This is a genomic window from Nocardia sp. NPDC051832 (assembly GCF_040681285.1).
Classification (GTDB): Bacteria; Actinomycetota; Actinomycetes; order Mycobacteriales; family Mycobacteriaceae; genus Nocardia.
This window is the reverse complement of sequence record NZ_JBFAYL010000001.1, coordinates 1,611,583-1,632,990: the sequence shown is the minus strand read 5'-3', so window position 1 is coordinate 1,632,990 and position 21,408 is coordinate 1,611,583. Positions and strand designations below refer to the sequence as shown.

At 69.2% G+C, this 21,408-nt stretch carries 19 protein-coding genes and 1 pseudogene; 15 read left to right on the top strand and 5 right to left on the bottom strand.

Annotated features, from left to right (window positions below):
* Positions 1-66 precede the first annotated feature (66 nt).
* The 4 genes and pseudogenes from AB0M14_RS07305 to AB0M14_RS07290 all read left to right on the top strand — a co-directional run.
* Positions 67-1,440: a folylpolyglutamate synthase/dihydrofolate synthase family protein gene (locus AB0M14_RS07305; protein WP_364991390.1), complete on the top strand. Its 1,374-nt coding sequence runs from the start codon at positions 67-69 to the stop codon at positions 1,438-1,440.
* An 81-nt stretch (positions 1,441-1,521) separates the two neighbouring features.
* Positions 1,522-1,857 carry a DUF4233 domain-containing protein gene (locus AB0M14_RS07300; RefSeq protein ID WP_364991388.1) on the top strand — a complete coding sequence of 112 codons (336 nt, stop codon included), beginning with the start codon at positions 1,522-1,524 and terminating at the stop codon, positions 1,855-1,857.
* A gap of 22 nt (positions 1,858-1,879) precedes the next feature.
* Complete coding sequence (ndk, locus tag AB0M14_RS07295; RefSeq protein ID WP_209897298.1) at positions 1,880-2,296, top strand: nucleoside-diphosphate kinase; 417 nt, start codon at positions 1,880-1,882, stop codon at positions 2,294-2,296.
* Positions 2,297-2,682: 386 nt separating this feature from the next.
* Positions 2,683-5,106: pseudogene (locus AB0M14_RS07290) on the top strand (translation initiation factor IF-2 N-terminal domain-containing protein); the annotation flags it as partial.
* Positions 5,107-5,114: 8 nt separating this feature from the next.
* On the opposite strand, the gene AB0M14_RS07285 reads toward AB0M14_RS07290, so the two are convergent.
* Positions 5,115-5,312, bottom strand: a complete 198-nt coding sequence (locus AB0M14_RS07285; RefSeq protein ID WP_364991385.1) for an MYXO-CTERM sorting domain-containing protein — start codon at positions 5,310-5,312, stop codon at positions 5,115-5,117.
* Between the two features lie 831 nt (positions 5,313-6,143).
* Here AB0M14_RS07285 and rplU point away from each other — a divergent pair.
* The 4 genes from rplU (at position 6,144) to proB (ending at position 9,629) form a co-directional block, all read left to right on the top strand.
* Positions 6,144-6,455 (top strand): 50S ribosomal protein L21, encoded by a 312-nt coding sequence (rplU, locus tag AB0M14_RS07280; protein WP_364989879.1) that lies wholly within the window; start codon positions 6,144-6,146, stop codon positions 6,453-6,455.
* A gap of 22 nt (positions 6,456-6,477) precedes the next feature.
* Positions 6,478-6,744 carry a 50S ribosomal protein L27 gene (gene rpmA / locus AB0M14_RS07275; protein ID WP_364989876.1) on the top strand — a complete coding sequence of 89 codons (267 nt, stop codon included), beginning with the start codon at positions 6,478-6,480 and terminating at the stop codon, positions 6,742-6,744.
* A gap of 157 nt (positions 6,745-6,901) precedes the next feature.
* Entirely contained in the window at positions 6,902-8,380 is a 1,479-nt protein-coding gene (gene obgE / locus AB0M14_RS07270; protein ID WP_364989874.1) for a GTPase ObgE, read from the top strand.
* A 109-nt stretch (positions 8,381-8,489) separates the two neighbouring features.
* Positions 8,490-9,629: a glutamate 5-kinase gene (proB, locus tag AB0M14_RS07265; RefSeq protein WP_364991383.1), complete on the top strand. Its 1,140-nt coding sequence runs from the start codon at positions 8,490-8,492 to the stop codon at positions 9,627-9,629.
* 120 nt (positions 9,630-9,749) lie between these two features.
* Here proB and AB0M14_RS07260 read toward each other — a convergent pair whose 3' ends face one another.
* The 4 genes from AB0M14_RS07260 to AB0M14_RS07245 form a co-directional block, all read right to left on the bottom strand.
* Entirely contained in the window at positions 9,750-9,890 is a 141-nt protein-coding gene (locus AB0M14_RS07260; protein WP_364989871.1) for a type II toxin-antitoxin system VapB family antitoxin, read from the bottom strand.
* Between the two features lie 21 nt (positions 9,891-9,911).
* Complete coding sequence (locus AB0M14_RS07255; protein ID WP_364989868.1) at positions 9,912-11,105, bottom strand: hypothetical protein; 1,194 nt, start codon at positions 11,103-11,105, stop codon at positions 9,912-9,914.
* Positions 11,102-11,476, bottom strand: a complete 375-nt coding sequence (locus AB0M14_RS07250; protein WP_364989865.1) for a hypothetical protein — start codon at positions 11,474-11,476, stop codon at positions 11,102-11,104. Before AB0M14_RS07250 ends, AB0M14_RS07255 begins: the two co-directional genes overlap by 4 nt.
* A 72-nt stretch (positions 11,477-11,548) precedes the next feature.
* Positions 11,549-12,259: an ESX secretion-associated protein EspG gene (locus AB0M14_RS07245; protein ID WP_364989862.1), complete on the bottom strand. Its 711-nt coding sequence runs from the start codon at positions 12,257-12,259 to the stop codon at positions 11,549-11,551.
* A 188-nt stretch (positions 12,260-12,447) separates the two neighbouring features.
* Here AB0M14_RS07245 and AB0M14_RS07240 point away from each other — a divergent pair, with 188 nt between their 5' ends.
* From AB0M14_RS07240 to AB0M14_RS07210, 7 genes are read left to right on the top strand one after another with little or no spacing between them, the layout of a single operon-like run.
* Positions 12,448-15,195: a phosphoenolpyruvate synthase gene (locus tag AB0M14_RS07240; RefSeq protein ID WP_364989859.1), complete on the top strand. Its 2,748-nt coding sequence runs from the start codon at positions 12,448-12,450 to the stop codon at positions 15,193-15,195.
* Entirely contained in the window at positions 15,185-16,924 is a 1,740-nt protein-coding gene (locus AB0M14_RS07235) for a nucleotidyltransferase domain-containing protein (RefSeq protein ID WP_364989856.1), read from the top strand. Before AB0M14_RS07240 ends, AB0M14_RS07235 begins: the two co-directional genes overlap by 11 nt.
* Entirely contained in the window at positions 16,921-18,000 is a 1,080-nt protein-coding gene (locus AB0M14_RS07230; protein ID WP_364989853.1) for an SDR family oxidoreductase, read from the top strand. The genes AB0M14_RS07235 and AB0M14_RS07230 overlap by 4 nt, the downstream gene beginning before the upstream one ends.
* A complete protein-coding gene (locus AB0M14_RS07225) occupies positions 17,997-18,908 on the top strand; it encodes a nucleoside-diphosphate kinase (RefSeq protein WP_364989850.1) in 912 nt (303 codons plus the stop codon). The genes AB0M14_RS07230 and AB0M14_RS07225 overlap by 4 nt, the downstream gene beginning before the upstream one ends.
* Positions 18,905-19,879 (top strand): ScbA/BarX family gamma-butyrolactone biosynthesis protein, encoded by a 975-nt coding sequence (locus tag AB0M14_RS07220; RefSeq protein WP_364989847.1) that lies wholly within the window; start codon positions 18,905-18,907, stop codon positions 19,877-19,879. Before AB0M14_RS07225 ends, AB0M14_RS07220 begins: the two co-directional genes overlap by 4 nt.
* Positions 19,879-20,490 (top strand): nitroreductase family protein, encoded by a 612-nt coding sequence (locus AB0M14_RS07215; RefSeq protein WP_364989844.1) that lies wholly within the window; start codon positions 19,879-19,881, stop codon positions 20,488-20,490. The genes AB0M14_RS07220 and AB0M14_RS07215 overlap by 1 nt, the downstream gene beginning before the upstream one ends.
* Positions 20,487-21,407, top strand: a complete 921-nt coding sequence (locus AB0M14_RS07210) for a hypothetical protein (RefSeq protein ID WP_364989841.1) — start codon at positions 20,487-20,489, stop codon at positions 21,405-21,407. Before AB0M14_RS07215 ends, AB0M14_RS07210 begins: the two co-directional genes overlap by 4 nt.
* The last annotated feature ends 1 nt before the right edge of the window (position 21,408 follow it).

The window sequence follows — 21,408 nt, the reverse complement described above, 5'->3', positions numbered from 1 at the left end:
GAACCGGAGCCGCAGTTCGCCGACGCCCAGCTGAGCGCCGGCCCGTCGCCGGTGGACCTGGCCGAAATGGCGCTGGTGGAGGCCGAGCTCGACCAACGCTGGCCGGAAACCAAGATCGAGCCGTCGCTCACCCGCATCGCGACCCTGATGGATCTGCTCGGCTCGCCGCAGCAGAGCTACCCGGCCATCCACATCGCCGGCACCAACGGCAAGACCTCGGTCACCCGGATGATCGACGCGCTGCTGACCGCGCTGCACCGGCGCACCGGACGCATCGTCAGCCCGCATCTGCAACTGGCGACCGAGCGGATCAGCATCGACAACGCGCCGATCACCCCGGCCCGCTACGTCGAGACCTTCCGGGAGATCCAGCCCTATATCGAGATGATCGACAAGCAGTCCGCGGACGCGGGCGGCCCGCGGCTGAGCAAGTTCGAGGTACTCACCGGCATGGCCTTCGCGGCCTTCGCCGAAGCCCCGGTCGATGTCGCGGTGGTGGAAACCGGCCTGGGCGGCACCTGGGACGCCACCAATGTGATCGACGGCCAGGTCGCGGTGATCACCCCGATCGGGCTGGACCACACCGACTATCTCGGCCCCGACCTCACCAGCATCGCCGGTGAGAAGGCGGGCATCATCAAGCGCGCCCCGGACGACCTGCTGGTCCCGCGCGACACCGTCGCGGTGATCGCCGAGCAGGAGCCCGAGGCGATGGAGGTGCTGCTGCGCCGCGCCGTCGAGGTCGACGCGGCCGTGGCCCGCGAGGGCTCGGAGTTCCGGGTGCAGGCCCGCCAGATCGCGGTCGGCGGACAGCAACTCGAACTGCAAGGCCTCGGCGGCGTGTACGACGAGATCTTCCTGCCGCTGCACGGTGAACACCAGGCCCGCAATGCCGTGCTCGCGCTGGCCGCGGTCGAGGCGTTCTTCGGCGCGGGCAAGGACCGCCAACTCGACATCGACGCGGTCCGAGCCGGATTCGCGAGCGTCACCAGCCCCGGCCGGATGGAACGCATGCGCAGCGCGCCGACCATCTTCATCGACGCCGCGCATAATCCGCACGGCGCCAAGGCCCTCGCCGCCACGCTCACCTCGGAGTTCGACTTCCGCAAGCTGGTCGCCGTGGTCGCGGTCCTCGCGGACAAGGACGCCGCGGGCATCCTGGAAGCGCTGGAGCCGGTGTTCGACGAGATCGTCGTCACCACCAACGGCTCGCCGCGCGCCCTCGACGTCGACAGCCTCGCCAATCTCGCGGTCCAGCGGTTCGGTGACGAGCGCGTCGTCACCGCCGACACCCTGCCCGATGCCCTGGAAACCGCGATCGCGCTCGCCGAAGAGGCGGGCGACAGCGGGGAGATGGTCTCCGGCGCCGGTGTCGTGGTGACCGGTTCCGTCGTCACCGCGGGCGCGGCCCGCTCCCTGTTCGGAAAGAACCCAGCGTAAAGGTGTTTGGCAGTGAGTGAAGGCGAAGAGAACGCGGTTGCGGCGCCCACTACGGATCCGTGGAAGGGGTTCCGCGGGGTCATGGCGGGCACGCTCATCCTCGAAGCCATCGTGGTGCTGCTGGCCCTGCCCGTGCTGGGCTCGGTCGGCGGCGGGGTGACCTGGGTCTCCGGCACGTACTGCGTGGCGCTGGCGCTGCTGATGATCCTCGGCGCGGGCCTGCAGCGCCGGTCCTGGGCCATGCCGTTCAACCTGGTCTTGCAGGCGCTGGTCCTGCTCGGGGTGTTCTTCCACCCGTCCATCGGTGTCATCGGCGTGGTGTTCGCGGTGGTGTGGGGCTTCATCCTGATCCTGCGCAACGATGTGCGCCGCCGCATGGAAGCGGGACTGCTGCCGAGCCAGCGCATCCAGCGCTAACCGGCCCCTCTATGCTGTCGCCGTGACTGAACAGACGTTGGTACTCATCAAGCCGGACGGCGTTTCGCGCGGCTTGACCGGTGAGATCCTCGCCCGTATCGAGCGCAAGGGCCTCAAGATCGTGGCGCTCGAGCAGAAGAACGTGTCCGACGAGGTAGCCAAGGCGCATTACGCCGAACACGCCGAGAAGCCGTTCTTCGGCTCGTTGATCGAGTTCATCACGTCCGGCCCGGTGGTCGCGGCCATTCTCGAGGGTCCGCGCGCCATCGCCGCCTTCCGTCAGATCGCCGGCGGCACCGATCCCGTCGAGAAGGCCGTGCCCGGCAGCATCCGCGGTGACTTCGGCCTGGAAACCCAGTACAACCTGGTGCACGGCTCCGATTCCCCCGAGTCCGCCAAGCGCGAGATCGCGCTCTGGTTCCCCGAGTTCCCGGCCTGATAACGCCCGCACGGCGAGTGCGCTGAACGGTCGCCATCGGCGTAATACAACTGCGCCGATGGCGAACGAGCGGTGCCCGGTGTGGGATACTGGCAGTGGTTGCCACAGGCGCCGACTATTCGCGCAGGTACGCGAATTATCGGAGCCGGGCAACCGGATGACACCGCGGTTCGATGCCGATCATCGCTGCCACGGATGTCCGCGCCCGGTTGGGGCGGGGGTGTTCGCGTCGGCATGCTGGATGAACGCTCACCCCGCGGAGTTCAGCCAACAGCCAGGCGCCGCGTGCACCGTGAGCCCGACCGACGAGAACCGCCGGCGGTAACCGGACATGCGGGGCGAGACCACAGGACCTTGCACCAACGCTGGTGTGAGGTGGACGGACAGTGCCCCCGCGTCGGCCGCGTTACTCCATACCGGGAGGGACGCGCCCGGGGGCCCGAGGAGACTTCGTGGCCGATCAAGAGCCGCTGGAAACAACATCACAGGATGCCGATCAATTGCCGGAGCGAATCCGAGTTCATGCGCTTGCCAAGCGGCTGGGAGTGACGAGCAAACGCATCCTGGCCAAACTCACCGAGTTGGGTTCCGACGCGCGGAGCGCGCAGTCGAACGTCGACCGGGCGGTCGCGGAGTCCGTGCGTGACGCGCTGGCCGAGCCCGAAGCCGACACCCAGGCTCCCGACACCACACCTGAAGCCGCGGTCGAAGCCGCGCCCGCCGCGCCGTCGGCGTCGCTCTTCTCCGCCCCCGATCCGCAGCACGGCGTGCCGCATCCGGGCAGTGGCTCCACCGAACCGGCCCACCAGCCCTCGGTGCAGTTGTTCACTCATCCGGTCCGGGAAGAACCCCATGTCGCCGAGCCGGTGGTGTTCGAAGCCGCCGCCGCGGTGGCCGCGCCGCTGTTCCTGCCGCCGGACGCTTCCGCGGTCGAGCAGGTGCGTAAGCAGCGCCGCTCGCGTCGTTCCGAGGAGAAGGAACGCCACGTCGAGGAGCCGGCCGCCGAGGCGGACGAGATCGAGGACACCAGCGCCGAGGACGAGTCGGACAGCACCGATCAGTCCGGTGACGATGGTGACCAGCCCCGCCGCCGCCGTCGTGGCCGTCGCGGCCGGGGCCGTGGCCGCGGTGAGCAGCACGCCGAGGGCGACGACACCGACTCCGACGACGAGAACACCGCCGCCGAGTCCGCCGACAACAAGAACGACGCCGCCGACACCAGTGACGACGACGCCGACAACGAGGGCGACGACGACGAGTCGAACAGCGAGGGCTCGACCCGGCGCCGCCGGCGTCGCCGCCGCCGCAAGGTCGGTGGCGAGGGCGACGAGAACGCCGCCGCCGACGACGATCCGCCGAACACCGTCGTGCACGAGCGCGAGCCGCGTAACAAGAGCCGCAGCCGCGCCAATGTCGACGAGGTGCAGGGCATCACCGGGTCCACCCGGCTCGAGGCCAAGCGTCAGCGCCGCCGCGACGGCCGGGAGGCCGGTCGCCGCCGCCCGCCGATCCTGACCGAGTCGGAGTTCCTGGCCCGCCGGGAAGCGGTGGACCGGGTGATGGTGGTGCGCGAGAAGCACTTCGCCGGTGTCGGCGGCGGCGAGCACCCGATCACCACCCAGGTGGCTGTCCTCGAGGACGACATCCTGGTCGAGCACTTCGTCACCAACACCGGTTCGGCGTCGATGGTGGGCAATGTCTACCTCGGCAAGGTGCAGAACGTGCTGCCCTCGATGGAGGCGGCGTTCGTCGACATCGGCCGCGGCCGCAACGGCGTGCTCTACGCCGGCGAGGTGAACTGGGAAGCCGCCGGGCTCGGCGGCAAGGAGCGCAAGATCGAGCAGGCGCTCAAGCCCGGCGATCAGGTGCTGGTGCAGGTGTCCAAGGACCCGGTGGGTCACAAGGGCGCGCGCCTGACCACCCAGATCAGCCTGGCCGGTCGCTTCCTGGTGTACGTGCCCGGCGGTACCTCCACCGGCATCAGCCGCAAGCTGCCCGACACCGAGCGCAAGCGGCTCAAGGAAATCCTGCGGGACATCGTGCCCGCCGACGCGGGCGTCATCATCCGCACCGCGTCCGAGGGCGTGGCCGAGGACGAGCTGGCGCGCGACGTGGAGCGGCTACAGGCCGCGTGGCGGACCATCGAGAAGGCCGCCGCCGACAAGGGCAACAGCCCGAAGACCCTGTACGAGGAGCCCGATCTCCTGGTCAAGGTCGTGCGCGACCTGTTCAACGAGGATTTCTCCAAGCTCGTCATCGAGGGCGAACGCTCCTGGAGCACGGTGGAGAACTACGTCCGCACGGTCGCCCCGGACATGCTCGACCGCGTGCAGCGGCACGAGAACAACGGTGTGGACGTCTTCGAGACGTACCGCATCGACGAGCAGCTGGCCAAGGCCCTGGATCGCAAGGTGTGGCTGCCCTCGGGCGGCACCCTGGTGATCGACCGCACCGAGGCGATGACCGTCGTCGACGTCAACACCGGCAAGTTCACCGGCGCCGGCGGCTCCAACCTGGAGGAGACGGTCACCCGCAACAATCTGGAGGCGGCCGAGGAGATCGTGCGCCAGATGCGGCTGCGCGATATCGGCGGCATGATCGTCGTCGACTTCATCGACATGGTGCTCGAGTCCAACCGGGATCTGGTGCTGCGCCGGCTCACCGAGGCGCTGGGCCGGGATCGCACCCGCCACCAGGTATCCGAGGTGACCTCGCTGGGCCTGGTTCAGATGACGCGCAAGAAGCTGGGCACCGGCCTGGTGGAAGCGTTCTCCACGACCTGTGAGCACTGCCACGGCCGCGGCATCCTGGTGCACAACTACCCGGTGGAACCGTCGTCGTCGTCCTCGGACGACAGCGCGGGCCGCAAGGAGACCGGCTCGCGGCGTCGCCGCGGCCGGGACAAGACCGCCGCGGCGGCCGCGACGCCTGCCGCCGGTACCGCGCCGGTCGAGGAAGAAGTCGAATCGACCGAGCAGATCGCGGTCCGGCGGGCGCACCCGGTGGCGCTGGCCATGGCCGCGCACCACGGTGAGCACGACGAGGCGCAGCCGGCGGAGTCCGTCGCGGACGCGCCGGTCGCGGAGGCGGCGGTCGAGGAGCCGGTTGTGGCGGCGCCTGAGGAAGGCGCCGCCGACGAGGTGGTGCGGCCTGCTGGTCGTAGCCGGCGCCGGTCGCGCTCCGAGCGAACCGCTCAGCCCGCCGCGGTCACCGAGGAGGCCGTCGCGACGGTCGCCGAGGAGCCCGCGGCCGAGCCGACGCTCGCCGAGGAGATCGAGGCAGACGAACCCGGCCCGGTGGCCGAACAGCCCGAGCCGGTGGCGAAGGTCACCCCCGCCGAGCCGGTCGCGGAAGTCGAGCCCGAATCGGAGCCCGCGCCGACCGGCGACCGTGTGGTTGCCAACGGTGTGCCGGAGGAACCGGCGGCCCGTCCGGCCCGCAGGCGGCGCGTGGCCCGTTCGGCCGCCGCCCCGGCGGCCGACAGCGCGGGCGCGGTGTTCGTGCTGTCCTCCTCGGAGGAGCCTGCCGCGCCGGTGGTCGACTTCGCGGCCGAGCCGGTCCCGGCCGAGCTGTTGCAGCGCAAGCCGCGGCGGCGGGCGGTAGGCCGCCCGGCGGGTCCGCCCGTCGAGGACTGAGCGGGCGGTTGCCAGTTGGCTGCGGGACCCGCGAATTGGGTCCCGCACCTTGGGTCTGGTAACCTAGGTCGGTCGCTGCCTGGCGATGCGCGTCCTGTTTGTTCAGGAACCGCGCCCAGTGCAGCAACCAGCCAAGCAACAACCTGTGTGCGTCGCACCCTGCGACGAGAACAAGCACGAGTAGACATCATTCGAGTGGAGGAAGCCGACCGATGGCAACGTACGCGATCGTCAAGACCGGCGGAAAGCAGTACAAGGTCGCGGTCGGTGACCTGGTGAAGGTGGAGAAGATCGAGGGCAAGCCCGGCACCGCCGTGGCGCTGTCGCCGGTTCTCGTCGTCGACGGCTCCGACCTGACCACCGACGCCGCGAAGCTGGCCAAGGTCTCTGTGGCCGCCGAGGTCGTCGAGCACACCAAGGGCCCGAAGATCCGTATCCACAAGTTCAAGAACAAGACCGGCTACCACAAGCGCCAGGGTCACCGTCAGCCGCTGACGGTCATCAAGGTCACCGGCATCAAGTAAGACATCCCGAGGAGAATCAGCTATGGCACACAAGAAGGGCGCATCCAGCTCCCGGAACGGTCGCGATTCGAACGCCCAGCGCCTCGGCGTCAAGCGGTTCGGCGGCCAGCAGGTCAACGCCGGCGAGATCCTGGTCCGTCAGCGTGGCACCCACTTCCACCCCGGCGTGAACGTCGGCCGTGGCGGTGACGACACCCTGTTCGCCCTCGCGGCGGGCGCGGTCGAGTTCGGCACCAAGCGTGGCCGCAAGACCGTCAACATCGTTACCCAGGAGCTGGCGGAAGCCTGAGTCTCCTTTCGTGGGTGCGGGGCTCGGCCCCGACTCTCGAAACCACCGAAGCGGGTCAGGGTGCAAACCCTGGCCCGCTTTGTTGTTCTTCAGTTCGTTCTGTCCGCACCGCCTGTCCCTCAGGGGACGTTGAGCTAGAAGGAGGATGATTCGGCCTATGTCCAAATTCATCGACCGTGTCGTGCTTCATGTGAGTGCGGGCAAGGGCGGCCATGGTTGCTCCTCGGTGCGCCGGGAGAAGTTCATGCCGCTCGGCGGACCGGACGGCGGCAACGGCGGCAACGGCGGGGATGTGATCCTCGAGGTCGATCCCAACGTGCATACACTGCTGGACTTCCATTTCCATCCGCACGCGAAGGCAGGCAACGGCAAGCCTGGTGAGGGCAGCAATCGCGACGGCAAGCGCGGGGAACCGCTGGTGCTGAAGGTGCCCGACGGCACCGTCGTGGTCGGCCGGGACGGCGAAGTTCTCGCCGATCTGGTCGGTGCCGGCAATCAGTACATCGCCGCCCGCGGTGGTCGTGGTGGTCTCGGCAATGCCGCGCTCGCCTCCAAGGCACGTAAGGCTCCCGGTTTCGCGCTGCTCGGCGAAGAGGGCGACGAGGGCGATGTGATCCTCGAGCTGAAGTCTCTGGCCGATGTCGGGCTGGTCGGATTCCCCTCGGCGGGCAAGTCCTCGCTCGTGTCGGTGCTTTCGGCCGCCAAGCCGAAGATCGCGGACTACCCGTTCACCACCCTGGTGCCGAACCTGGGCGTGGTGCAGAGTGGCGACACCACGTTCGTGATCGCCGACGTGCCCGGTTTGATCCCCGGCGCCAGCGATGGTCGCGGACTCGGTCTGGACTTTCTGCGGCATCTGGAGCGCTGCGCGGTGCTGGCGCATGTCGTCGATTGCGCGACGCTGGAGCCGGGTCGCGATCCGGTCTCCGATGTCGATGCGCTCGAAGCCGAACTCGCCGCATACAAGCCCGAACTGTCCGGCGACACCGGCCTCGGCGATCTGGCCGATCGGCCGCGGGTCGTCGTGCTCAACAAAACCGACGTGCCCGACGCGAAAGAGCTCGCCGAGATGGTCACCCCCGAGTTCACCGCGCGCGGCTGGCCCGTGTTCGAGATCTCCGCGGTGACCCGGCAGGGCTTGCGGCCGTTGACCTTCGCGCTCGCCGAGATGGTGCGGCAGTACCGGGAGGCGCATCCCAAGGCGGCGCCGAAGCGCCAGGTCATCCGGCCGATCGCCACCGACGCGACCGGTTTCACCGTCGTCGCCGACCCGGACGAGGAAGGCGGCTTCATCGTGCGCGGCGTGCAGCCCGAGCGGTGGGTCAAGCAGACGCAGTTCGACAACGATGAGGCCGTGGGTTACCTGGCCGATCGGCTGGCGCGCCTCGGCGTCGAGGAAGCCCTGGTCAAAAAGGGCGCACAGCCCGGCTGCCCGGTCACCATCGGCGATGTCACCTTCGAGTGGGAGCCGGCGATCTCGGCCGGCGTCGACATGGTGCCGACCGGTCGCGGTACGGACCTGCGCCTGGAGCAGGACGACCGGATCAGCGCCGCCGAGCGTAAGCACGCGTCGCGGGTGCGGCGCGGTCTGATCGACGAGGACGGCAACGAAATCAAACGGGACGTCAAGAAGTAGTCCGTGGCGCCGCCGGGTATGGCGGCGCGTCCGGAGCCGGGCAGCACGACGTGGTACTGCTCAGCGACCGTCGGCTGGCATGCGGTGAGGGAGTTCGATTGTGACTCAAGTGAATTCGGGTTTCTCGGAGGCTGTTTCGCCCGGCGGTCCGAGCGAAGCGCGGCAGGCGATCGCGTCCGCGCGCAGTGTCGTGGTGAAGATCGGCTCGTCCGCGCTGACCAGTCTGCAGGGCGGTCTGGACACCGAGCGGCTGGATCGGCTCGCCGACGCGGTGGAGGCGCGCATGCGTGCGGGTTCCGACGTGGTCGTGGTGTCTTCCGGCGCTATCGGAGCGGGTCTCGCTCCGCTCGGATTGGCAAGCCGCCCAAGGGATCTCGCGACCAAACAGGCCGCGGCCAGCGTCGGCCAGCTGGCGCTGGCGCACGCCTGGGGTACCTCCTTCGCCCGCTACGGCCGCACGGTCGGTCAGGTCTTGCTCGTCGCCGACGACTTCTCCCGCCGGGAACATCACCGCAATGCCCAGCGCACCCTGGACCGGTTGCGCTCGCTCGGCGCGGTCGCGGTGGTGAACGAAAACGACACTGTCGCAACCGAGGAGATCCGTTTCGGCGACAACGACCGGCTGGCCGCCCTCGTCGCCCACCTGGTCGGCGCGGACGCCCTGGTGCTGCTCTCCGATGTCGAAGGTCTCTACGACGGCGACCCGCGCAAGGGCGGCGCCAACTTCATCCCCGAGGTCCGCGGCAGCGCCGACCTCGACGGCGTAATCGCCGGTAGCGGTGGCGCTTTGGGCACCGGCGGCATGGCCTCCAAACTTTCCGCCGCCCGCCTCGCCGCCGACGCCGGCGTCCCGGTCCTGTTGGCCGCGGCGTCCGAAGCCGACATCGCCCTGACCGCGGGCACCGTGGGCACGGCCTTCGCCGCCCGCCCGGTTCGCCTGTCCGCCCGCAAGTTCTGGGTCCGGCACGCCGCCGACAGCCGCGGCGCGCTCGTCCTGGACGAAGGTGCGGTGCAGGCCGTAGCCGAACGCCGCCGCTCACTACTGGCGGCAGGCATTACGGCTATCCGCGGGCAGTTCTCCGGCGGCGACGTCGTCGACCTGATCGACGCCGACGATCGAGTGATCGCCCGCGGCGTCGTCGAATACGACAGCACCGAACTATCGACGATGCTGGGCCGTTCCACCACCGACCTCCCGGAAACCATGCGCCGCCCGGTAATTCACGCCGACGACCTGGTCGGCACCTGAGCTGTACGGAGCTCGAACCTGAGGTTCAGGCATGGCTGGAATCGCGCATTTCGTTACGCGGTCGGGACAGTGCCGCTGTTCGCGCCGCATACGCGGTTGTTGGAGCGGCCGATGCTCCCGTCATAACTGCGCAGGTCCCACTGCCCTGATACGTCCCAGTCGTTCCCGTAGCGCAGTGATCAGGGCGTCGTAGATCTCCTCGCCTGTCTCTTCCGCGAGCTCTCTGGCGAGCCGGTCGATCTCCTCGGAGTCGAAAATCATTGCAGATCTCCGTTCTCATGCTCATGGCGTCGGGAAAAGACCTGGTTGGTTGGCGGTGGGGGTGGGCTGGTTGGGGTCCTCCGGGATCGGGCCGGTTACGCCGGGCTGGCCGCCTGGGTCGGGAAGTGTGGATGGCTGGCCGGCGTCGGGGATCTGGTTCGGGGGGCCCGGTTGGGGTTCGGGAGTGGCCGGCGGCGGGGCCTGCTCGGTCGGCGGGGGTGTTTGTTCCGCGGTTGGTGCGGGAGGTGCGGGGGTCGTCGGTTCCGGCGTCGGCTGGGGGGTGCTTGGCGGCGGCTCGGGTGTCGGCTGGGGGGTGCTTGGCGGCGGCTCGGGTGTCGGTTCCGGGGTGCTCGGCGGCGGGGCTGGTGTCGGTTCCGGGGTGCTGGGGGACGGCGCGGGTGTGGGCTCCGGGGTGGTTGGGGCCGGGTCCGGCGCTGGCTGGGGAGTCGCCGGTGGTGTCGGCTCTGGAGTAGACGGTGGTGTCGGTTCCGGAGTCGAAGGGGGTGTGGGCTCGGGCGTCGACGGGATCTCCGGCGTCGGCGCGGGAGTTTCCGGCGTCGGCTGCGGATAGTCCGGTTCCGGTGTTTCCGGAAGCGTGTCCGAGGGCGGAAGGTGCTGTGGCGGATTGTATTCCGGCTCCGACGGGGTGAGGATCGGCTGGTCTCGCAGGCCCGGGATCACCGGGGGATCCGGCAGCGCGGGCACGCCCGATCCGGCCAGGCCGTAGGCCGGTTTGTAGATCATGTTCATGGCGAGGACGGCTTCTTGCCGGAGCGCTTCCTGTGCCATCTGCGCGCTGATGACGTTCGCCGCTTCGAGGAGTTTGGCGATGGCGCCGACGGGGCCGGAACTTCCGGGCGGGACGACGGCGAGTTTGACGGCTTCCGCGGCGGCGGCGAGCCCGCCCAGGCGGGCGCCGACCCGGCCCATGATGGCGCTGAGTTCGTCGACGGAGGCGGCGAAGCTGCGGGTGCTGGCGTAGGCGGCGTCGGCGGCGGCGCCTTCCCAGGCCATGGAGTTCATCACGCGGTCGGTGCTGGCGCGGGTGAGCGGGAACGAAGTCGCCAGGGTGCCTGCGGCTTCCAGCCAGGTGACCGAGGCGCGCAGGATCTCGGCGGCGTCGATCTGCTGGGTGCCGGCGTAGATCTGCTCGTGGGTCATCGACTCGAAATGTTCCATCGAGGTGATGTAGTTCGGGTCGTTGCCTGTCGTCATGCCTGCACGCTCGCTTCCAGGGCGCGCATGGCGGCGGCGTTGGCCAGATCGGCCTCTTCGTAGAGTCCGGCGCTGGTCAGGAACGCGGCCTGCATGGCGTAGGCGGCTTCGATGTAGTTGTCGAGCAGTTCGGCGGCGTCGCGCGCCTTGGTGCCGAAACCGGTCTGTAGTTCACGGGCGGAGTCGAAACCGCCGAAACCGCGCAGCTCGGCGATGGATTCGAGACGCCGCTTGAGGTGTATCAGCCGATCGGCCTCGTGCTGATACATTTCCGCGCAGCGCCGGGCCGCCGCCGGATCGAACTTCACGGTGCCGGCCTGCGCCTGCTGCTGGAACGTGGCGATATCGGCTCGGCTGGTCTCGATCGTCATACGCACCCCTGCTAACTCTCGGTCCGCCCCAGACTAACCGGAAGCCTGGGGTGTTAGCCAAGCAACGACGAGTCAGCGTTGCTGGGCGGGAATACGTTTCTGGAGTTGGCTCGCGAGCTGCTCGGCGGAGGCCGGGACGATGTGCACGGTGGCACCGGCTTTGATCAGGTAGCGCCCATCGCCTTGCACATCGATCCAGGTGTAATGCACCGGCGGCGTGGGTTCGGATCGATCCAGCCGGGCCTCAATGCGGATATGCCCCTCGGCGGTATGGGGTTTGAGCAGCAGCCTGCGGATCGGCGTCGCGCCGGGCTGCGGGGTGACGGCCTCGGCGTCGCGAACGGCCGCCGCCGCGGCGGCGCGGGAGGGCTCGCGCCCGGCCGGCGCCTTCGGCAGCAACGCCGCGATCCGGCTGCCGAGCTTGTCACTGCGCCCGATCGAAATACTCACCCGCCCACCGAAATCCGGTCTCATGCCGGGTTCCTGGACGGCGAGCACCGCGCGGTCGTAGACCACGCACGCGAGCAGCCGCAGTTCGCTGCCGGGGGTGTGCGCGCCGCCGATGGCCACGATCCGGGTGTGCGGCGCGGCGAGGATTCGCAGGCACGCGGTCAGGTCGGGATCACTGCCCAGCGGTAATCGCTCGGCCAGTTGCCGGCGCAGCTTGTGTGCCGCGTCCTCGGTGCGCGGCGTTTCCAGGATGCGCAAAGGGTAGGGATGACGATCCAGTTCGGTTTCGCGCCACAGGTGGGCGAACTCGTCCGGAGTGAATATCCAACCCACGCCCGAATCACTCCTCACAAACCCCGCATGACTGGTGGCAGCATAACGGGTGCCCGCGTCGAGATCGCGCGCTAACGTCGCGGGGAATTATCGGATATACCAAAACACAACCCCTCGGTTTCGCTCGGTCGCGTGCGAGCTTCCGCATTGCACTGGTCGAGTGCCCTACTCCGCCCCGGTTCGCCGGGATGACGGGAGACGCTGTGCAGGTACTGGGTCCATGGACCGATCAGGCCACGATCACCGCGCTGGCCGGCGGTAAAGCACGCGGTCTGCACACCGTGCACAACGGCGGTTTCCGGGTCCCGGAGTGGGTGGTGCTCGGCACCGATGTCTTCGACCGGTTCGCCGCCGGGGCCGGGCTCGCGACCGCGGTGACGGAGTTCGCCGCGTTGGACGATCTGGAGAAATCCTTGGCCGCGGGCGCGGCGCTGCGCGCCGATCTCGTCGCGGCCGACGTACCGGATCCGATCCGGGAGGTGATCGCCGAGGCCTACGCGCGGCTCGGAGCAGGGTCGATCGCGGTGCGGTCGTCGGTGCTCGCCGAGGACGGCGCTCAGCACTCCTACGCTGGTCAGTTCGATTCGTTCCTCAACGTCAACGGCCCCGAGGCGGTGCTGGACCGAGTCCGTGACTGCTGGGTCTCGGCATTCTCGGAACGGTCCATCCGCTACAGCTTCGCCCAGCGGCAACCTCGGGCGGGCGCCGCGGCCGTGGTGCTGCAGAAACTGGTGGCCGCCCGGGCCAGCGGGGTGGTGTGCTCGGCGAACCCGATCACCGGCGCGCCGGACGAGGTGGTGGTCAGCGCGGTGTACGGGCTGGGGGAGGGCCTGGTCTCGGGCGCGGTGGACGCCGATTCGGTGATCGTGGAGAAGTCCACCGGCGCGGTGCTGGAGACCATCCTCGGGGACAAGGACCGCAGCTACGCGCCCGCCGCCGACCAGGGCTGCCTGGTGCGCGAGGTCGAGCCGGAGGATCGGGAGCGGCCGGTGCTCAGCGCCGCCGAGCTCGCCGAGCTGACGAAACTGGCGCGCCGCCTGGAAAGCGATCACGGCACACCGCAGGACATCGAGTGGGCGATCGACGACACCGGCATCTGGGTACTGCAATCCCGGCCGATCACGACCGCGGTGCGCGGCGGCGTGGACGCGCGCTGGGCGGCCGCGGTCATCCAGGGCGCGGGGGAGACGGTGCCCGCGGGCGAGCTGCGAATCTGGGACAACGCCAACATCATCGAGAGTTTCAGCGGGCTCACCTCGCCGCTGACCTACAGCACCGCGGCCGAGATCTACGGGCGGGTCTACGACGGCTACGCGCGATCGCTGCGGGTGCGCGGCCGGCAACTGCGGCAGACCGAGCAGTGGACTCCGGTGCTGCTCGGCTGTTTTCACGGCCGGGTGTACTACAACCTGCTGCACTGGTACCGGATGGTGGGCATCGCACCGGGCTACCGGCTGAACCGGAAGGTGCTGGAGGTGGCGCTCGGCGTCGAGGAGCCACTCGCCGACGATATCGCGAACACCCTGCGGCCCTTCACTTTCCGCACGCCGGTCGGCCGGGTCTGGGCGCGGACCGCCACGACCGTGCGCTACCTGCGGCGGTTGTTCGGGATCGACGACATGGTCGAACGGTTCCTGGCCGATTTCTACCGCGTCTACGACGAGTACGACGCCCGCGACTACACCGAAATGTCCGGCGCGCAGGCCTATCAGGCCTACCGAGAGGTGGACCGGGACCTGGTGGCGCGCTGGGGCCCGCTGATGGTGCTCGACGCCATCCTGCTGACCTGTACCGGAGCGCTGTTCGTGCTGACCAAGCTGCTGCTGCCGAAAGCGCCGGAGTGGCTGGGCTTGACGCTGGTCGGGCCCGGCGCGGATATCGAATCGGCCGAACCCGCGCGGGCGATGACGGCGCTGGCGGAGCGGGTCGGCACCGACCCGGATCTGACCGAACTGGTGAATTCCACTCCGCCGCACGAGGTATACGGCAGGCTCACGGAGTATCCCGAGTTCCGGGCGGCCGTCGAGGACTATCTCGACCGCTACGGCTATCGCAGCCTGGACGAACTCAAACTGGAAACACCGGATCTGCGCGAGGATCCGGCGAGTCTGTTCATCATGTTGCGCAGCACCCTCGCGACGCTGCGCCAGCACGGCCGGGCGGGCACGGACCGCCGGGCCGAGGCCGAGGCCTATCTCGACGCCAACCTGCGCGGTGTGCGCCGCCGGATCTTCGAACGGCTGCGCGGCAAGGTATCTCGCTGCGCCGCGCACCGCGAACGTGTGCGGTTCTGCCGTACCCGAGCCTTCGGGATGGTCAAACGGATGATCCGGGCGATGGGCCGGGATCTGGTCGCGCGGGAGCTGCTCGACGAGTTCGGTGACGTCTTCTCTCTGACCGTGCGGGAACTGCGCGGATGCTACGACGGCGCCGATCCGGGCGACCTGCGCAAACTGGTCACCGCGCGGAAAGCGCAGCGCGCCAAGGACACCGAACTGGTCGCGCCGCCACGGTTCGTCACGATCGGCGCGGGGTTCGGCCGGGCGGAACTGGCCGGGCAGGGCTGGGTACCGGTCACCGAGATCCCGGCGGCGACCGCGGGCACGGTGCTCGCGGGCACGCCGTCGGCTGCCGGGTCGGCCAGCGGCGGCGCCGTCGTAGTGGACGAGCCATGCGACATCCAAGGCGGCATCCTGGTGGCATACCGCACCGATCCCGGCTGGGTGGCGGCGCTGCCGTCGGCCGCGGCACTGGTGATCGAACGCGGCAGTCCGCTGACCCACGTGGCGATCGTCGCGCGGGAAATGGGTGTACCCACCGTGGTGCAGGTGAAGGACGTGACGAAGAAGGTGCGTACGGGGATGCGATTACGGGTCGACGGCTCCGCCGGGACCGTGACCGTGCTGCCCGGGGAAGGAACGGGCAATGGAACCTGACACCTCGCCGCGGCAGGCTCCGGACTGGGTGCCGAAACTGCTCGAACAGACGCTGGACATCGTAGTGATTCCCGAGGATTCGGCGGTGCTGCTGGAAGGTTCGCTGGCCGAGGGGTTCGGCAATGCCGGATCGGATGTGGATTTCCTGGTGGTCGCCCCCGGCGCGGAGGAGCTACCCACGCTGCCGGCCGTGCTGTTCGTCGACGGCCGGCGGGTCGAAGTGCGGACCCGGTCGGTGCGGCAGTTGCGCGAGCAGCTCGACCGCCTGGCGACCGAACGCGACGAGGACCTGCTCAATCGGTGCCAGCGGTTCCTGCGGGCCAATGAAATCCGTTCTGGAGCAGTAGATCTCGACGAACTGCGCGCACTCGCACCGTATCCGCGCTTCGCACGCATGCTGGCCGGATGGTGGACGGGACGGGCGGTCCAGGCGCTGCGTTACGCGGTCGCCTTGCGGGCGCTGGGCGCTCGCGCGGAAGCGGGCGGGTGGGCCCGGGACGGGTTGTTGCAGGCGATCAAAGGCTGGGCAGCCGAGCGCGGCGAAACCTATCTGGAGACGAAATGGCTGCCACACCAGCTGGATCGGCTGCCGCCGCACGATCTCATCGACCGCTATCGCGACCTCGCCGATCCCGGCGCCTGGTCGTTCGACGACCCCGAGCGTGATTTCGGCGACCTGCGCGGCGCGCTGGGCGACGGCCAAGCCCGGGTGCTCGCGGAGCAGGTGACCTGGGAACAGGTGTGGGAATTGACCGCGGCGCTCGGCCTCACCGGCGTCGCCGACGATCCGCGGCAGGTGCTGCTCACCCGGCTGCCGAAGGTCACCAACTGGACCATCGGCGAGCGTATTCACGTGCTGCGCGCGGATCGCGACGTTTTCGTGCTGTCCGCGCGGGCGGCCCGCGCCTGGCGATCGGTGGTCTTCCGCCGCTCCCTGCGCGAGGTGCTCGACAGCGCCCCGCAGGACATTCGCAGCGAGCTCGCCGAGTTCGTGCGCCTGGGTCTGGTCGGATTGCAGTGGCGCGGTGCGGGTCTCATCGAACCCGCGCTGGCGATGTGCAAACCGCTGCGGCCGCTGACGCCGGTGCCCGGCGGTCAGACGCCGGCGCTCGGCTTGACCGGCGCCGCCCGGGACGACGAGATCGTCACCCTGTGCCCGCTGCCCGCGTCGCGGTTCACCGCGTGCGGAATGAACGTGGTGTGGTCGAACATCGTGCTGGAGAACGCGCGCGAGGACCTGGCCGGCGCGGTCGCTGACGGGCAGGGCGCGGTGGCCGATATCGCCGCGCATCGCTTCATCGCGATGACCGTGCGAATCCTGGTATCCACCTTCGGTATTCACCCCCTGCCCGCCGACGTGGCGCCGCTGGAGACCGTGCGGCGGCTACTGCCCCCCGACACGCTGCGCCGGGCCGACCTGCTCGCCGCGCTGGCGGCGGCACAGCGGGTGCGGTTCTCGCGCATCCTGGGGGAGGGGGCCGACCCGGAAGCCGGCCTCGCGGTGCTCGACGAGTTCGCCGGCGTGGTCCGGTGGGTCGCCGGTGGCGGCGCGAACGGCTTTCCGTCCTCTTTCGATTCGCGCGAACAGTGGAGCCGCACCTTGGCAATCAGTTACGAATGGCTGCGCCTGGCCGCCTATCTCGACACCGAGCTACCGCTCGACGAAGCCCGCGACCTGCTGACCAGCGGTGGACAGCAGCCGCATCTGCGCTCGGGCGGTGCGGCATGAGTTTACGAGACACGGTCCTGGTGACCGGCGCCAGCGGACTGGTCGGCGCCGAGGTGGTGGCGCGGCTGGCCGCTGCGGGACTGCCGATAGCCGCACTGCTGCACAAGGATTCGAGCATCGTCCGCAACGACGGCACGGTGCTGGAGCCGGGCACCTCGGTGTCCGGCGACATCCGGTTGCCCGGATTCGGCATGCCCGATCGTGATGTCGAGGATCTCGCCGAGCGGGTCGGATTCCTCGTGCACAGCGCGGCGACCACGGCGTTCAACGCCGCGGCGGCCGACTACGAGGAACTCAACGTCCTCGGCACCGCGCACGCGATCGAGCTGGCCCGGGAATGGGATGTGCCGCTGATCCACATCAGCACCGCGTATGTCTGCGGTAGCCGCGGCGGCACTGTCGGCGAGGACGAGCTGGACGCCGGCCAGGCTTTCGCGAACGGCTACGAGGAGAGCAAGTTCCGGGCCGAACAGCTGGTGCGCTCGGCCGGGCCGGACCTGAAGTGGGCGGTGGTCCGGCCGGGCATCGTCACCGGCGCCACCGGTACCGGCGTGATCCGCGACTACAAGAACCTCTATTCGGTGGTGAAACACATTGTCGAGGGCAAACTCCGGACGCTGCCCGGACGCTACGACGCGACCCTGGGGTTGGCCCCGATCGATCACGTCGCCGACGTGATCGCCGCGGCGGTGCTGGATTTCGACTCGGCCGCCGGCCGGACCCTGCACGCGGTGGGACGGGACGCGCTGTCGCTGCGCGAGATCTCCGACGTGTTCGCCGAGTATCCGTCCTTCGAAGTGGCCACCTTCGTTCCCGAGACTTCGTTCGCCGAAGCGGCACTCGCGGAGGCCGAACGCAAGAGCTATCGCCGTGTCGGGTCCCACTACACCAGCTACTTCCAGCGCCGACTGGCTTTCGACACCACCCACGCCGACATCCTGCTCGGCCGGCCGTCCCCCGCCACCGGTAAGGAGTACCTGCGCGTGCTACTGGATTACTGCCTGGAAACCGGCTATCTGGGTGCGCTGCCCGGCGATCCGGTCGTGCCCGGCGAGTTCGACGGGCCGGCCCGGTGACCGCGGTAGAGCTGCCGCTGCGGACCGTGCTGGCTCCGCTGACGCCGTCGGCGGCGAAGGCCGAGATCTATGCCGCGGACACCTACGTCCAGGAGACCGTCGACCACCTGGCCCGGCTCGGGATCGAGCCGGGTGCGTTCGCGCGGCAGCATTCGCTGCTGCTGCTCAAGCCGGACGCCATCGTCGCGCGGGCGGTCCGGCCGACCCTGGAGTGGTTGGGCGAGAACGGTTTCCAGGTGGTCGGTGCGCACCGGCTGGCGGTGAATCGGCATCTGGTGCGGGCGATCTGGTACTACGCCTGGAATATCGCCTCGGCGGAGCGGCGGCGGGTGGCCGACCTGCTGGTGGGCATCTCCGATGCCCTGGTGCTGGTGGTGCGGGGGAGCGACGGTGAGCTGCCGGTCCCGGTGCGGCTCACCGAAGCCAAAGGACCCACCGACCCACGCCGGCGGCAGCCCGGTCAGCTGCGTTATGTGCTCGGCCGGCACAACTTCCTGCTGAACCTGGTGCATTCGCCTGACGACCCCGCGGATGTGCTGCGCGAATTCTCGATCTTCTTCGACGAGGCGACGCGGGCGCGAATGCTCACGCCGGTCGCGGACGGCGCCGCGGTGGCGGCCGGGCTCGCGCAAGACATCTACGCGACCGCGCCGGAGCGTAGTTTCGACCGCGCCGATGCCGTGCTGCGGGTGCGGCGCGAGCTCCTCGACGCGGGTGTTCCTGTCGCAACGGAACTTTCGGATGCCGACTGCGCGCGGCTGTTGAACGAGGCGTGGGACGCCGGACGCTGCCTCGACCCGTGGTCGGTGCTCGTGCTCGGTTCCTACGTGCTTCCGATGCGGACCGGCACCGGCCCGCAGACACTCCCGCCGGTGACGGCGGAAACCTGGTTGGAGGGCCGAGCGTGACCCAGACTTCAGCCGTAACGGCAACGCATCTACGCACCGTTTCCCGGGTGCTGGCGCATCGGTGCGCCGTGTCGGAGGTGTTCGTGACCTCCCTGGATCGGCTGGGCCCGAACGAGTTCCTGGCCGGGGCCCAGCTGCCGCGCATGCACGCCTACTACGGCGATCACGCGGGAGCGCTGGGCCTGCGCCATGATCCGCTGGTGGTGATGGAGGCGGCCCGGCAGGCCGCGATCGCCACGACCCACGAATTCTTCGGTGTGCCAACGGAGATGGCGTTCATCGTGCGGACTTTCAACGGCACGGGCAGCGACACCGACGTGTGGGAAACCGGCTCCGCGCCCGCGGATCTCGTAATGAACGTCCGGGTGTCCGCGCGGCATCAGCGCGGTGGCGTGCCGCACGGATTGGATCTGGTGCTCGAGATCGCCTGCGGCGGGGCGCCGATGATGACCGTGGACGGATCGTTCTCCTGGACCACGCCCGCGCGGTGGGACGCCATGCGCGGCGGGTTCCGGGAAAGCCTGGGGCTGGGGCCTTTCCGCGGCGGGTCCGCACTGCCCGAGCGAGCTCCGGAGGCGCTGGTCGGCCGGGCGAATCGGCGCAACGTGGTGATCGGGCCACCCCGGCTGGAAGGGAACAGCGCCCGGGCCGCGCTGGTCGCCGATCTCGGGCACCCGTTCCTGTTCGATCATCAACTCGACCACATGCCCGGCAGTCTGCTCATCGAGGCAGGGCGGCAGACCGCGCTCACCCTGCTACCCGACCTGCCTCGATTGCTCAGTGTGGGAAGCAGTTTCGAGCGGTTCGTCGAACTGGACTGCCCGGCCGAGTGCGTCGCGGAGATCGTCGAATCCGAGGTCGATCCGACCGTGGTGCGGTGCGTGATCGAGCAGGCCGGAGCGGTCGCGGCCCGGATCGATCTGGAATTCGGTGCGGACGCTGTCGTTTCCGAGCCCGACGGGCCCGCCTGATGGCGGCCGGCCTGCTGACCACCACCCGGGCGTTCCGGCGGCGGCTGGACCTCACGCGCCCGGTCGACCGGCAGGACCTGCTGGACTGCCTGGACATCGCGGTGCACGCCCCGAGCGGAACCAACCGGCAACCGTGGCGGTTCCTCGTCCTCGAGGATCCGGCGATCAAACACGAGGTCGCCGAGTTCTACCGGAAAGGGTTCGCCGCTTACCTTTCCGCGCGCACGCCGCGCCCCGACCAACTCCGCGATCTGGCTTCCGGCCGGTACTTGGCCGACCATCTGCACGAGGTTCCGGCGCTGGTGCTGGTGTGCTCGCCGGGCCGGCCGGCCGCGTCCGCGGTGCAGCTGGCGAGCTTCTACGGCTCCGTCTATCCGATGGTCTGGAATCTGTTGCTCGCCTTACACTCTCGTGGCCTGGGCTCCACCCTGACCACCGCCCACCTCGCCCATGAACGGGAAGTCGCCGAACTGCTGGGCATCCCGTTCGACGACATCTCCCAGGTGGCCCTGCTGCCGGTCGCGCATCTGAAGCCAGGGACGGGCTCGCCGTCGGGGCCGCGCACTCCGGCGGCCGAGCTGACCCGCTGGGACCGCTGGGACGACGCATGACCGGAACCGCCACCGCGCCCTCGCTGTTCGGCTCACTCGCGCGGTTGGCGCACTTCACCAAGGTGATGTACAAGCCGCACTACCTGCTCTACGCGATCATCTGGGTGCTGGCACTGGAAGGTACGGCCGCGGTTGCCGCACAGCCGGATTCGGCGTGGCGTCCGAGCGGCGCCACTGTCGTCCGGATCGTCGTCGTCGCCGTCACGCTGCTCTATCTCCGCATGCTCGACGAACAGAAGGACGTGGCGTACGACCGGGTCCACAATCCGGACCGGCCGCTGGTCACCGGAGCGGTCTTGGCTACCGAATTACGCTCCGCCATGGCTGTTCTCGCGGTTGTCGTGATCGGGCTCAGCCTGGGTCTGTCCTTCCGCTCCGCGCTGCTGATCGCCGCCGTCCTGGCCTACGGCTTGGCACTGTGGGCCATGGAGCGTCTCTCGGAATCGCTGCGCTCCGGCATCGTGCTCAATCTCGCCGTCACGTATCCCATCCAGCTGCTGGTGATCGCCTATGTCCTGCTTTCCGCTATCGACACCGGAGATATCCAGGTGGACTGGCGAATCACCGCTATCGCTCTCGTCTCCACCGGCGTCTTCCTGAGCTTCGAAGTCGCCCGCAAGACCAGCCGCCTGGACCGGCCCGGCCAACACCTCTATTCACAGGTCGTCGGTCCGATCGGCAGCGCCGTCGCCGCGTTGCTACTCGCGGCCGCTGCCGTCGCCGCCCATCTCACCCTCATCCGCCCGGTTACCACCGCACCGACCGTGGTGGAGTGGATGCCTTTGGCGCTCTTGCTGATTCCGGCAGCAGCCACCTGGCAGTTCGTGCGTGCCGACCGCCCGGAGCATCCGGTGCTACCCGCCGTCGGTTTCACGCTGGCGATCTATCTGAACCTGATCGTGCTGTCGTTGCTGTAGG

What these genes read in the sequence shown, in the direction of transcription:
- AB0M14_RS07240 (WP_364989859.1), top strand. Translation starts at nt 12,448, where the DNA reads ATGACGGGAGACGCTGTGCAGGTACTGGGTCCATGGACCGATCAGGCC.
- AB0M14_RS07300 (WP_364991388.1), top strand. Translation starts at nt 1,522, where the DNA reads ATGGCGGGCACGCTCATCCTCGAAGCCATCGTGGTGCTGCTGGCCCTG.
- AB0M14_RS07250 (WP_364989865.1), bottom strand. Translation starts at nt 11,476, where the DNA reads ATGACGATCGAGACCAGCCGAGCCGATATCGCCACGTTCCAGCAGCAG.
- AB0M14_RS07260 (WP_364989871.1), bottom strand. Translation starts at nt 9,890, where the DNA reads ATGATTTTCGACTCCGAGGAGATCGACCGGCTCGCCAGAGAGCTCGCG.
- AB0M14_RS07235 (WP_364989856.1), top strand. Translation starts at nt 15,185, where the DNA reads ATGGAACCTGACACCTCGCCGCGGCAGGCTCCGGACTGGGTGCCGAAA.
- AB0M14_RS07285 (WP_364991385.1), bottom strand. Translation starts at nt 5,312, where the DNA reads ATGGCCAGCGCCACCGGGTGCGCCCGCCGGACCGCGATCTGCTCGGTC.
- obgE (WP_364989874.1), top strand. Translation starts at nt 6,902, where the DNA reads ATGTCCAAATTCATCGACCGTGTCGTGCTTCATGTGAGTGCGGGCAAG.
- AB0M14_RS07215 (WP_364989844.1), top strand. Translation starts at nt 19,879, where the DNA reads ATGGCGGCCGGCCTGCTGACCACCACCCGGGCGTTCCGGCGGCGGCTG.
- rplU (WP_364989879.1), top strand. Translation starts at nt 6,144, where the DNA reads ATGGCAACGTACGCGATCGTCAAGACCGGCGGAAAGCAGTACAAGGTC.
- AB0M14_RS07255 (WP_364989868.1), bottom strand. Translation starts at nt 11,105, where the DNA reads ATGACGACAGGCAACGACCCGAACTACATCACCTCGATGGAACATTTC.
- AB0M14_RS07230 (WP_364989853.1), top strand. Translation starts at nt 16,921, where the DNA reads ATGAGTTTACGAGACACGGTCCTGGTGACCGGCGCCAGCGGACTGGTC.
- rpmA (WP_364989876.1), top strand. Translation starts at nt 6,478, where the DNA reads ATGGCACACAAGAAGGGCGCATCCAGCTCCCGGAACGGTCGCGATTCG.
- AB0M14_RS07210 (WP_364989841.1), top strand. Translation starts at nt 20,487, where the DNA reads ATGACCGGAACCGCCACCGCGCCCTCGCTGTTCGGCTCACTCGCGCGG.
- AB0M14_RS07305 (WP_364991390.1), top strand. Translation starts at nt 67, where the DNA reads ATGGCGCTGGTGGAGGCCGAGCTCGACCAACGCTGGCCGGAAACCAAG.